Raw genomic sequence first — 12,264 nt, forward strand, 5'->3', positions numbered from 1 at the left:
GAGGCGGCTGTGGGATCACGCCAACAGCAGCCATGTTGCTCAGTGCGGGATTGCGCTCCCCGCGACGTCCGCCATCGCCTCCCCCAGCCGCACCGGCCGGGTGGGCGCCCAGTCCGGCGTGAAGGTGATCACGCCCTTGGGGAACAGCATGATCACGGTGGAGCCGAGCAGGAAGCGCCCCATCTCCTGGCCCTGGCGCAGCACGATGCGCTGGTCGTCGTAGCGCCACTGGCGCACGCCGCGGGTGCGCGGCGGGTTCACCACGCCGTGCCACACGGTGGCCACGCTGCCCACGATGGTGGCGCCCACCAGCACGTTGACGAAGGGGCCGTACGGGGTGTCAAACACGCAGACCACGCGCTCGTTGCGGGCGAACAGGCCGGGCACGTGGCGCGCCGTCAGCGGGTTGACCGAGAACAGCTCGCCGGGCACGTAGATCATGCGGCGCAGCCGGCCCTCGCAGGGCATGTGGATGCGGTGGTAGTCCTTGGGCGCCAGGTACAGCGTGGCGAAGTGGCCGTGGTCGAACAGGCGCGCCAGCGACTCGTCCCCGCCGACCAGGGCGGTGGTGGAGTAGCTGTGGCCCTTGGCCTGGAAGATCTGGTCGTGCTCGACCGGGCCGAACTGGCTGATGGCCGCGTCCACCGGGCAGACGAGGGGCGCGTCGGCGATCGGCCGCGCGCCCTCGCGCAGCGGCCGGGTGAAGAAATCGTTGAAGCTGGCGTAGCTCTCCACCCGCGGGTCGGCGGCCTCCTCCATGTTCACGCCGTAGTGCGCGATGAAGCGGCGGATCAGGGCGCGCGTCAGCGGCCCGCCGCGCAAGTCGGCGAGCCGGCCCGCCAGCTGCGTGAGCAGCCGCTTGGGCAGCAGGTACTGCTGCGAGATCGGAAGAGGAGGGAGCACGCGCGCCTTCTGCGGTGAGGACGAAACCGAAAATTCTACGGGCCCGTCCGCGTCCTACCGCGTAGGCGGCGCGCCTGCGACACAATAACCGCCCACATGCCCGACGCCGTCGCCATCGCCGAACCGCTGTTCCAGGTCCGCCAGCTCAGCAAGCACTTCGGCAGCACCCGGGTGGTGGACGATCTGTCCTTCCACATCGGCTCCGGCGAGTGCCTGGGGGTCATCGGCCCCAACGGCGCGGGCAAGACCACCACCATCCGCTTGTGCCTGGGCCTGACGGCGCCGGACCAGGGCAGCATCCGCGCGCTGGGCCTGGCCATGCCGCGCGACGCCATGGCCATCAAGAGCCAGCTGGGCGTGGTCAGCCAGTTCGACACCCTGGACCCGGACTTCACCTGCGCCGAGAACCTGATGGTCTACGGCCGCTACTTCGGCATGAAGACGGCGGTCATGCGCGAACGCATCCCGCGGCTGCTGGAATTCGCCGCGCTGTCGCACAAGGCCGATGCCAAGCCCGGCGAGCTGTCCGGCGGCATGCGGCGGCGCCTGTCGCTGGCGCGCGCCCTGATCAACGACCCGCGCCTGCTGCTGCTGGACGAGCCCACCACCGGGCTGGACCCGCAGGCGCGCCACCTGATGTGGGAGCGGCTGCAACTGCTGCTGCAGCAGGGCAAGTCCATCCTGCTGACCACGCATTTCATGGACGAGGCCGAACGCCTGTGCTCTCGCCTGCTGGTGCTGGACCACGGCCGCAAGATCGCCGAAGGCACGCCGCGTGAGCTGATCGCCCTGCACCTGGAGCCCGACGTGGTCGAGGCTTACGGCAATGGCGCGGTCCGGCTGGCCCAGTCGCCGGTGGCGCAGCTCGCCGCGCGCACCGAGGTCAGCGGCGAGACCGTGTTCTTCTACACGCAGGATGCGCGGGCGCTGCTGGACGCGCTGTCGGCGCATCCGGGGCTGCGCACCCTGCACCGCCCGGCCAACCTGGAGGACCTGTTCCTCAAGCTGACCGGCCGCCAGATCCGCGAGGGAGGCTGAGATGAACCCGTCACCCTGGCGCCCGCCCCAGCTGTCGCTGCGCTGGTGGCCCGTGTTCCAGCGCAACCTGCTGGTGTGGCGCAAGCTCGCGGTGCCCAGCCTGCTGGGCAACATCGCCGAGCCGCTGATGTGGCTGGTGGCCTTCGGCTACGGCATGGGCGCGCTGATCGGCCAGGTGCAGCTGGGCGGGCAGGCCGTGCCTTACATCCTGTTCCTGGCCAGCGGCTCCATCTGCATGAGCGCGATGAACGCGGCCTCGTTCGAGGCGCTGTACTCGGCCTTCTCGCGCATGCACGTGCAGAAGACCTGGGATGGCATCATGAACGCGCCAGTGACGCTGGACAACGTGGTGATGGCCGAGATGCTGTGGGCCGGCTTCAAGTCGGTGTTCACCGTCACGGCGATCATGGGCGTGATGCTGGCACTGGGCATCAGCCACAGCCCCAAGCTGGCGGTGGCCTGGCTGGTGCTGCTGGGGGCGGGCATCAGCTTCTCCTGCATCGCCCTGATCTTCAACGCCCTGGCCAAGGGCTACGACTTCTTCACCTACTACTTCACGCTGTTCCTCACGCCCATGATGTTCCTCTCGGGCGTGTTCTTCCCGCGCGATCAGCTGCCCGCCCCGGTGCGCGCCGTCTCGGAGTGGCTGCCGCTGACCAGCACCGTCGAGCTGGTGCGTCCCATGTTCCTGGACCGCTGGCCCGAGGCGCCGCTGCGCCACACGCTGGTGCTGCTGGCCTACGCCGTGGTCGGCTTCTGGGTCGCCCTGGCCCTCACCCGCAGGCGCTTTCGCGCCTGAGCATCTGCTGCGGCCGGCGCCATCCATCGCATCCGGCCGTCCATTCAATTGCACGCGATTGAATTTTGCGCTACATTCCCACTCATGACACGCTCCGCCACCGGGCTCGACACCGACCAGGCCCTGCTGCTGGACAACCAGCTGTGCTTCGCCCTGTACTCGGCCTCGCTGGCCATGACCAAGCTGTACAAGCCGCTGCTGGCCGAGCTGGGCCTGACCTACCCGCAGTACCTGGCCATGCTGGCCCTGTGGGAACGCGACGGCCTGACCGTGTCCGAACTGGGCGAGCGGCTGTCGCTGGACTCGGGCACGCTCACGCCCCTGCTCAAGCGGCTGGAGGCGGCCGGCCTGGTCGCCCGGCTGCGCGCGGTGGAGGACGAGCGCCGGGTCTACGTCACGCTCACGGCCGCCGGCCGCCGGCTCAAGGCGCGCGCCCGCAAAATCCCCGGCTGCATCCTGGCGGCCAGCCGGTGCTCGCTGCCCGAGCTGCGCCAGCTGGTCGGGCAGGTGCGCGGCCTGCGCGAGCAGCTGGCCGCGGCTTCGCCGCCCTCCTGATCCATCCGCGCTTCGACCCCGAAGCTTTCTCACCCTCAACCACAAGGAACCCCACCATGGCCCAGCTCGAAAAAGTCCTCTACACCGCCAAGGCCCACACCACGGGCGGGCGCGACGGCGCCGCGCGCACCGACGACGGCCGCCTGGACGTCAAGCTGTCCTCGCCCGGCACCTCGGGCACCGGCACCAACCCCGAGCAGCTGTTCGCCGCCGGCTATTCCGCCTGCTTCATCGGCGCGATGAAGGCGGTGGCGCCCAAGGTCGGCGTGACCGTGCCGCAGGACGCGTCCATCGATGCCGAGGTCGACCTGGGCCCGATCCCGAACGCGTACGGCATCGCCGCGCGCCTGAACGTGCGCCTGCCCGGCCTGGACCGCGCCCAGGCCCAGAAGCTGGTGGACGCCGCCCACCAGGTCTGCCCCTACTCCAACGCCACACGCGGCAACGTCGACGTCAAGATCAACCTGCTCTGACGACGCGCGGCGACAATCGCCGCATGGTCTCCCATCCCTACGAGGCGCTCACGCCCGACCGGGTCCAGGACGCGCTGGACCAGGTCGGCCTGCGCGGCGACGGCCGGCTGCTGGCGCTGAGCTCGTACGAGAACCGCGTCTACCTGGTCCACCTGGAAGAGGTGCACCAGGGCTGTGACGCGGTGGTCCTCAAGTTCTACCGGCCCGGGCGCTGGAGCGAGGACCAGATCCTGGAGGAGCATGCGCTCGCACGGGAGCTGGCCGCCGCCGAGGTGCCCATGGTGGCGCCGCTGGCGCTGGGCGGCGCGACGCTGCACCGCTTCGGCGGTTTCGATTTCAGCGTCAGCCCGCGCCGGGGCGGGCGGGCGCCCGAGCTGGACGATGCCGAGGTGCTCGAGTGGATCGGCCGGTTCCTGGCGCGTATCCACAGCGTTGGTGCGGCTCGGCCGTTCGATGTGCGGCCGGCGCTGGATGCGCAGACCTTCGCCATCGAGCCGCGCGACTGGCTGCTGGCGCACCGTGCCATCCCGCTGGATGTGGAGGCAGCGTGGCGCGACGCCTGCGAAGCCGCCATCGCCAAGATAGCCGAGCGCCTGGCCGCGGGTCCCGGCGGCTTCGCGTTCCAGCGCCTGCGGCTGCATGGCGACTGCCACCCCGGCAACATCCTGTGGACGCCCGACGCGGGCCCGCATTTCGTGGACCTGGACGACGCCCGCACCGGCCCGGCCGTGCAGGACCTGTGGATGCTGCTGTCGGGCGAGCGGGCGCAGCGCCAGCGCCAGCTGGGCGCGCTGCTGGACGGCTATGAGCAGTTCCGCGACTTCGACCGGCGCGAGCTGGCGCTGATCGAGCCCCTGCGCACCCTGCGCCTGATCCATTACAGCGCCTGGCTGGCGCGCCGCTGGGACGATCCCGCCTTTCCGCGCGCCTTTCCCTGGTTCGGCAGCAGCGACTACTGGAAGGGGCAGGTGCAGATGCTCGAAGAGCAGCTGGAGGCGATGGACGAGCCGGTGCTGATCGTGTGATTTCTGACAGTGGGCAACTTACGGCGGATAAGCTAGATTGGTCCGATGCCGCCCGATCACACCGACCACGCTTCTCCTGCCGGCAACTCTTCGGATTTCTTTGCGCACTCCTCGCCGGATGGTGACCGGTCGCGCTGGCAACCATTGGTCGAACACCTGCGAAGCGCAGGCGATCTTGCTGCGCAGCGCGCGACGATTTTTGGTGCGGAAGCAGCGGCGCGGGTGCAAGGTGAACTGCATGACCTGGGCAAGTACACGGATGCGTTCCAACGCCGGCTCGCTGGCGATGCCCGCAGCGTTGACCATTCCACCTGGGGAGCCAAAGTCGCTGTCGAGCGCTATAAGGCGGCCGGGCAGCTGCTGGCCTACGGTATCGCGGGGCACCACGCCGGCCTCGCCAACGGGCAAGGAGAAGGCGAGCGCACGGCACTGGCGACCCGATTGCTCGACAGTGAGTTGGAGCCGTTGCACCCTGTGTGGGAGCAGGAAATCCGCCTGCCGGCGGAGCTGGCGCTGCCTCGGCTGAAAGCCCATCCTCAACGTAAACAATTCCAGCATGCGTTCTTCACTCGCATGCTTTTCTCGTGTCTGGTTGACGCAGATTTCATCGACACCGAAAGGTATTACCTTGAACTCAGCGGCAAAGTGCCTGCACGGACCGGCGCCTATCCTTCATTAGAGACCCTGCGGGCTCAACTGAACGCCTATCTACAAGGCCTGCCTCGGGAAGGCGATGTCAATCCGGTCAGGACTCGCATTTTGGACCATGTCCGGTCCATGAGCGAATGCACTCCAGGCCTGTTCTCGCTGACGGTGCCCACGGGCGGTGGCAAGACGCTGGCTTCTCTCGCCTTCGCGCTGGACCATGCCATTCGCCACGGCTTGCGAAGGGTGATCTTCGTCATCCCCTTTACTAGTGTGGTGGAACAGAACGCCGCCGTATTTCGCCGCGCCCTCGGGACTTTGGGTGATATAGCCGTCCTCGAACATCACAGCGCATTCGTGGAGCAGCCCCCGCCGCGGGAGGACCCCGAGAAGTACCAGTCCTTCAAAAAGCTGCGGCTAGCCATGGAAAACTGGGACGCGCCGATTGTGGTGACTACCGCAGTGCAGTTCTTCGAGAGCTTGTTCGCCGCCCGGCCGTCACAGTGCCGAAAGCTGCACAACACCGCGGGCAGCGTGGTGGTCATCGACGAAGCGCAGACGATGCCGCTCAAGCTGCTGCGCCCCTGTGTGGCAGCCATTGACGAACTGGCGCGCAACTACCGTTCCAGCGTGGTGCTCTGCACCGCCACGCAGCCAGCGCTGGAAGCGCCTCGCTTCGAGGGCGGGCTCGATAACAACGAGGTACGCGAACTCGCGCCCGACCCGCCTAGACTCTATAAGGAACTGGAGCGTGTGCGCGTGCGCCACGTCGGGACACTGGACGACGCAGCATTGGCTGGCCATCTGCGCACGCGGGACCAGGTGCTGTGCATTGTCAACAACCGCCGTCATGCCCGGGCCATGTATCAGGCCATCATCGATCTTCCCGGCGCCAGACACCTGTCGACGCTGATGTGCGCAAAACACCGCAGTCAAGTGCTCGAAGAGATCCGGGGATTGCTTGAGGCTCGCCAGCCGTGCCGCCTCGTTGCGACGTCTTTGATCGAGGCGGGTGTGGACGTCGACTTTTCCACGGTGCTGCGCGCTGAGGCCGGCCTCGACTCCATTGCGCAGGCCGCAGGCCGCTGCAACCGCGAGGGGCGACGTTCATCGGAAACCAGCGAGGTGCTGGTGTTTGCAACGGCCAACGAGGACTGGGCGCCACCGGCGGAACTCAAGCAGTACGCCCAGGCGGCCCGCGAAGTGCTGCGCCGGCATGAACAGGACCCGCTGGGGCCGCAAGCCATTGCTGAGTACTTCCGACTGCTGTACTGGCAGCAAGGCAGCGACGCACTGGACGCTCACAACCTCATGGGCCTGCTGCGCGAAAGCCGCCTGGACAGCCTGCCGATGGAGACGCTGGCGACCAAGTTCCAGATGATCGACAACGTGCAGATGCCGGTAATCGTGCCCTACAACGACGAGGCGCGCGAAGCACTGGCCGCACTGCGGTTTGCTGAGCCGAAGGGCGGTATCGGCGGGCTCGCGCGAAAGCTGCAGCCTTACCTCGTCCAGCTACCCCGACAAGGGTTCCACGCGCTCAGAGACGCTGGCGCCGTTCAGCCCGTGGCCGCTCAGAAGTGGGGGGAGCAGTTCATGGAACTGGTGCACGAGGATTTGTATGACTTGAGGTTCGGATTAGATTGGAGAAATCCCAGTTTTGTGCAGGCGGATCGGCTGCATTGGTAAGCCCTTCAGGAAGTGATAAAAGGTCTCCCGAGCAACCGGTGAACCTCTAACACAGGGATCGAGATGGCATTTGGAATCAAGCTATATGTTTGGGGAGACCGCGCATGCTTCACCCGTCCAGAGATGAAGGTAGAACGCGTTTCCTATGACGTGATCACTCCGTCGGCGGCGCGCGGCATCCTTGATGCCATCCACTGGAAGCCGGCCATCCGGTGGCACGTGAATCGCATTCACGTCCTCAAGCCCATTCGGTTCGAGTCGATCCGGCGAAACGAAGTGGGCGGAAAGCTGTCGGCTGCCAGCGTGGCAAAGGCGATGAGCGCCGGGTCCACCGCAGGGCTGCCTAACTATGTGGACGAAGACCGGCAGCAACGTGCCGCCACCATCCTGCGCGATGTGGCCTACGTCATCGAGGCGCATTTCGAGCTGACAGCCAAGGCAGGACCAGACGACTCCGTCGGCAAGCACCTGGACATCTTCAACCGTCGAGCACGCAAGGGGCAGTGCTTCCAGATGCCTTGCTTGGGAGTTCGGGAGTTCCCGGGGCATTTCAAGCTGTTGGAGGAAGGCGAAGCCCTGCCTTCGTCACATGGCAGCCTCAAGGGCTCGCGCGACCTGGGCTGGATGCTGCACGACATCGACTTCGAGTACGGCGCAACCCCGCGCTTCTTCCGCGCCACCATGAATGATGGCGTCATTGACGTGCCGGCGTGGAGCAGCGAGGAGGTCAAGGCATGATCCTGCAGGCCCTTCACGGCTATTACCAACGCCTGCTGGAGCGCGGGGAGCCAGGGCTCTCGCCTTTCGGCTACAGCCCGGAAAAAATCAGCTATGCCATCCTGCTGGCGCCAGATGGCCGGCTGGTTGACGTGAGCAGCATCCGGGACCATTCAGGCAAGAAGCCAGTGCCTCGCCTGCTGAATGTCCCGCAGCCAGAGAAACGGACAGTGGGCATCAAGCCCAACTTCCTATGGGACAAGACGAGCTACGTGCTGGGGGTCAGCGCGACCAGCAAACGGGCCGACAAGGAGCACGAGGCCTTCAAGGCGTTGCACCTGCAAATCCTGGCCGGAACGGACGACCCAGCACTCAAGGCACTGCTGGCTTTTTTGTCCATCTGGAATCCTGAGCGTTTCAAGGCACCTCCCTTCAACGAAGAGATGCGCGATGCCAACCTGGTGTTCCGCCTCGACGGCGAGGCCATGTACCTGCACGAGCGCCCTGCCGCACAGCTCGCGCGGGCACGATTGCTGGCCGGGGCTGGTAACGAAGGCTCTGCCACTGGTGAGTGCCTTGTTACCGGTGAGCACCTGCCCTTGGCTCGCCTGCATCCTCCTATCAAGGGCGTGAACGGTGCACAGAGCTCCGGGGCATCCATCGTCTCCTTCAATCTCGAATCCTTCGGGTCCTACGGCAAAAGCCAGGGCGAGAACGCCCCGATTTCCGAGCAGGCGGCATTTGCCTACACCACAGTCCTGAACCACCTGCTACGGCGTGGCGAGCACAACCGGCAGCGGATACAGGTCGGAGACGCCACCGTGGTGTTCTGGGCCGAAGCTGCTGATGCCGACGAAGCCGCAACGGCCGAGTCACTGCTTGGCGACATGCTCAACGCGCCGCCTGACGACAGCCAAGAGGCAGGGCGGGTGCGTGAGGCACTGGAGAAAGCAAGCAAGGGCAGGCCGCTGCGCGACATCGACCCGAAGCTCCATGACGAAACGCGCATGTATGTGCTGGGTCTGGCGCCCAACGCCTCTCGCATTTCCATCCGCTTCTGGCAGACCGGCACGTTGGGCGATCTCGCGCAGCGTCTGGCCCAGCATGAGGCAGACATGCGCATCGAGCCAGTTCCCTGGAAAACTGCGCCTGCCGCGCGCCGCCTGGTCCTGGCCACGGTCCCCAACCGCGAAGGGGCCATGCCGAAGATGGACGACGCCTTCAATAACCTGGCCGGCGAACTGATGCGGGCCATCCTGAGCGGCGGCCTCTATCCGCAAAGCCTGCTAGCCAACACCCTCATGCGCATTCGTTCCGACGGCAACCTGTCGGGAATGCGCGCAGCCTTGTGCAAGGGCATCCTGGCGCGCCAGCGGCGCCTGGGCATCAACACCAACGACGAGGAGGTCCCCGTGAGTCTCGACAAACAATCCCTCAACCCAGCCTACAGGCTCGGCCGCTTGTTCGCCGTGCTGGAAAACGTGCAACGCAGTGCACTGGGCAACCAGGTCAACGCCACCATCCGCGACCGCTATTACGGCGCGGCATCTGCGACCCCGGCATCCGTGTTTCCGATGCTGCTGCGCAACACGCAAAACCATCTTGGCAAGCTGCGCAAGGACAAGGTGGGTTGGGCCGTGACGCTCGAACGGGACATTCGGGAGATCGTAGAGGGTCTGGGCGAGCGGTTTCCGCGCAGCCTGCGGATCGAAGACCAGGGCCGTTTCGCCATCGGTTACTACCACCAGTCGCAAGCCCGTTTCAACAAGGGCGACGACGCAAACGACAGCACACCCGAAACCGACGTCGCAGACCAAGGGGCCCTTGCATGACCGCCATCGCACACCGCTACGAGTTCGTCTACCTGTTCGACATCACCAATGGCAACCCCAACGGCGACCCTGACGCCGGCAACATGCCGCGACTGGACCCGGAAACCAACCGCGGGTTGGTCACGGATGTGTGCCTTAAGCGGAAGATTCGCAACTTCGTCAGCCTGGACAAGGCAGACGCCCCAGGCTACGCCATCTATATGCAAGAGAAGGCGGTACTCAACAACCAGCATCGCAAGGCATACGACGCCATTTCGTTGAAGCCAGAAGACAAGAAGCTGCCAAAGGAGGAAGAGAAGGCACGCGCCATCACCAACTGGATGTGCGCGAACTTCTTCGACGTGCGCACGTTTGGGGCCGTCATGACCACCGGCGTCAACGCCGGCCAGGTGCGCGGGCCGGTGCAAATGGCCTTCGCCACGTCAATCGACCCGGTCGTGCCGCTTGAAATCTCGATAACGCGCATGGCCGTGACAACCGAGAAGGAGGCCGAAGCCCAGAGCGGAGACAACCGCACCATGGGCCGCAAGCACATCATCCCGTACGGTTTGTACCGGGCGCACGGATTCGTCTCGGCCAAGCTGGCTGAGCGGACGGGTTTTTCCGAGAAAGACCTGAACCTCTTCTGGCAAGCGCTGATCAACATGTTCGAGCATGACCGTTCGGCTGCTCGCAGCGAAATGGCAGCGCGCAAGCTGATCGTGTTTGAGCACGAAAGCGCCATGGGCAATGCGCCGGCACACTTGTTGTTTGATGCCGTGAAAATTGCCCCCGCGGTCGCCGAAGCCGAAGCCGCTCCGCGCACTTTCAGGGATTACACGGTCACACTGGATAAGGCGGCCATTCCCGCTGGCGTCTCAGTACGCGAGCTTCTGTAAGGCGCATCGGAGCTCGTGCGCGATGGACGATGACGACTTCGTTCCCATCTCCGCCCTGCAGCACTACCTGTATTGCCCACGGCAGTGCGCGCTGATCCATGTTGAGCAGGTCTGGGCCGAAAGCGTCCATACGGCGCAAGGGCGGGTACTCCATGAGCGCGCGGACAGGCCCCGGTCAGCGAAACGCCGTGGCGTGCGTACCGTGACCGCCATGCCCCTGGCTCACGCGGAACTCAGGATCCGGGGCATTGCCGACGTGGTGGAGTTTCATGCCACCGCCCAAGGCGAGCGGGCGGTACCCGTGGAATACAAGCGTGGCCGGCCCAAGACGCACCGGGCTGACGAGGTGCAGCTGTGCGCTCAAGCTCTGTGCCTGGAAGCGATGCTGGGGCACACCATCCCGCTTGGAGACTTGTTTTATGGGGAAACCCATCGTCGGGTTGAAGTCGCCTTCGACGATGAACTCCGCCAACTCACTTACGGCACGGTCACGGCTGTGCGGGAGATGATCGCCGCTCGACTCACGCCGAAGGCCGTGTACCAGGCCCGCAAGTGCGATGCGTGCTCCCTCATTGACTTGTGCCAGCCACGCGTCGTGGGCAGGCATCGCTGTGTGAGCACCTGGCTCGCGCAGCAATTGCACGAAGCGTAGAGGAGACGCGATGCGGCGTCAGCTCAACACTCTGTATGTGACAACAGATGGTGCCTGGCTGCGCAAGGACGGCGAAAACATCGTCATGGACGTCGAGGGGGAAACGCGCGCCCGACTGCCAATGCACATGCTCCAGGGCCTGGTCTGCTACGGCCGAGTAATGGCGTCCCCTGCATTGCTGGGCCACTGCGCCGAGCACGGCATCACGGTGAGCTTTCTCACGCCCAACGGCCGATTCTTGGCCCGCATGGAAGGCCCGGTCTCGGGCAACGTGCTGCTGCGGCGCCAGCAGTACCGCTGTACGGATGACCCCGTACAGTGCGCCGCTGTCGTGCAGCATTTGCTGGCGGGCAAGTTTTTCAACCAGCGTGCGGTGATCGGCCGTGCGCTGCGCGATCACAGTGAAAAGCTTGCGCCTGAGGATGATGCGGCCCTGACCCATGCATACCAGCGGCTCTCTCGCATCGGCGACAAGGTACTGGGCGAGCTTTCTTTGGATGTGTTGCGGGGATTGGAAGGCGAAGCAGCACAGGCCTACTTTGGAGTGTTCGATCATCTGATTCGCGTTGACAACCCCGTGCTGCGCTTCAAGGGGCGAAGCCGGCGACCTCCGCTTGATGCGGTGAATGCCCTGTTGTCGTTCCTGTACACGCTGGTAACGCACGACTGCCGCTCTGCGTTGGAAACTGCAGGCCTGGACCCTGCGGTCGGCTTTTTGCATCGCGACCGCCCCGGCCGGCCCAGCCTCGCACTCGACCTGCTGGAGGAGTTTCGGCCATTGATGGCTGATCGGCTGGCTCTGTCCTTGATCAATCGCCGTCAACTAAGCGAGCGTGACTTTAAGGTGATGGACAGTGGCGCCGTTTTGCTCAAGGAAGATTCCCGCAAGAACGTTCTTGTCGCGTACCAGGAACGGAAACGGGAAGAGCTGCGGCATGCATTTATTGAGGAGAAAGTGGAGATCGGGCTGATTCCCTTCATTCAGGCCCAACTCCTCGCCCGCCATCTGCGCGGCGACCTGGATGCCTATCCGCCCTTTCTCTGGAAGTAGGAGGCCC

The 12,264-nt window shown here is 65.3% G+C and carries 12 protein-coding genes; 11 read left to right on the forward strand and 1 reads right to left on the reverse strand.

The features are described from left to right. Nucleotides 1–39 precede the first annotated feature (39 nt). A complete protein-coding gene (gene asd / locus RTA_RS17715) occupies nt 40–903 on the reverse strand; it encodes an archaetidylserine decarboxylase (RefSeq protein ID WP_013902807.1) in 864 nt (287 codons plus the stop codon). A 96-nt stretch (nt 904–999) separates the two neighbouring features. On the opposite strand from asd, the gene RTA_RS17720 reads away from it, so the two are divergent. From RTA_RS17720 to cas1c, 11 genes are all read left to right on the forward strand, one after another. Next, nucleotides 1,000–1,941 carry an ATP-binding cassette domain-containing protein gene (locus tag RTA_RS17720; protein WP_013902808.1) on the forward strand — a complete coding sequence of 314 codons (942 nt, stop codon included), beginning with the start codon at nt 1,000–1,002 and terminating at the stop codon, nt 1,939–1,941. A gap of 1 nt (nt 1,942) precedes the next feature. Further along, nucleotides 1,943–2,740, forward strand: coding sequence for an ABC transporter permease (locus tag RTA_RS17725; RefSeq protein ID WP_013902809.1), 798 nt, complete (start codon nt 1,943–1,945; stop codon nt 2,738–2,740). An 84-nt stretch (nt 2,741–2,824) separates the two neighbouring features. Next, nucleotides 2,825–3,295, forward strand: coding sequence for a MarR family winged helix-turn-helix transcriptional regulator (locus RTA_RS17730; RefSeq protein ID WP_041675725.1), 471 nt, complete (start codon nt 2,825–2,827; stop codon nt 3,293–3,295). Nucleotides 3,296–3,351: 56 nt separating this feature from the next. Further along, nucleotides 3,352–3,768, forward strand: a complete 417-nt coding sequence (locus RTA_RS17735) for an organic hydroperoxide resistance protein (RefSeq protein ID WP_013902811.1) — start codon at nt 3,352–3,354, stop codon at nt 3,766–3,768. Nucleotides 3,769–3,791: 23 nt separating this feature from the next. Beyond that, entirely contained in the window at nt 3,792–4,793 is a 1,002-nt protein-coding gene (locus RTA_RS17740; RefSeq protein WP_013902812.1) for a serine/threonine protein kinase, read from the forward strand. A gap of 45 nt (nt 4,794–4,838) precedes the next feature. Continuing rightward, nucleotides 4,839–7,127 carry a CRISPR-associated helicase/endonuclease Cas3 gene (locus RTA_RS17745; RefSeq protein ID WP_013902813.1) on the forward strand — a complete coding sequence of 763 codons (2,289 nt, stop codon included), beginning with the start codon at nt 4,839–4,841 and terminating at the stop codon, nt 7,125–7,127. Nucleotides 7,128–7,190: 63 nt separating this feature from the next. After that, nucleotides 7,191–7,865 (forward strand): type I-C CRISPR-associated protein Cas5c, encoded by a 675-nt coding sequence (gene cas5c / locus RTA_RS17750; protein ID WP_013902814.1) that lies wholly within the window; start codon nt 7,191–7,193, stop codon nt 7,863–7,865. Next, complete coding sequence (gene cas8c / locus RTA_RS17755) at nt 7,862–9,676, forward strand: type I-C CRISPR-associated protein Cas8c/Csd1 (protein ID WP_013902815.1); 1,815 nt, start codon at nt 7,862–7,864, stop codon at nt 9,674–9,676. The genes cas5c and cas8c overlap by 4 nt, the downstream gene beginning before the upstream one ends. After that, complete coding sequence (gene cas7c, locus RTA_RS17760; protein ID WP_013902816.1) at nt 9,673–10,554, forward strand: type I-C CRISPR-associated protein Cas7/Csd2; 882 nt, start codon at nt 9,673–9,675, stop codon at nt 10,552–10,554. The genes cas8c and cas7c overlap by 4 nt, the downstream gene beginning before the upstream one ends. Nucleotides 10,555–10,576: 22 nt before the next feature. After that, the gene (gene cas4, locus RTA_RS17765; RefSeq protein WP_013902817.1) at nt 10,577–11,206 is read left to right on the forward strand and encodes a CRISPR-associated protein Cas4; all 630 of its coding nucleotides are present in this window, start codon (nt 10,577–10,579) and stop codon (nt 11,204–11,206) included. 10 nt (nt 11,207–11,216) lie between these two features. After that, on the forward strand, nt 11,217–12,257 hold the full coding sequence (cas1c, locus tag RTA_RS17770) for a type I-C CRISPR-associated endonuclease Cas1c (RefSeq protein WP_013902818.1): 1,041 nt from the start codon (nt 11,217–11,219) through the stop codon (nt 12,255–12,257). Nucleotides 12,258–12,264: the final 7 nt, after the last annotated feature.

It is taken from the genome of Ramlibacter tataouinensis TTB310 (assembly GCF_000215705.1).
Classification (GTDB): domain Bacteria; phylum Pseudomonadota; class Gammaproteobacteria; order Burkholderiales; family Burkholderiaceae_C; genus Ramlibacter; species Ramlibacter tataouinensis.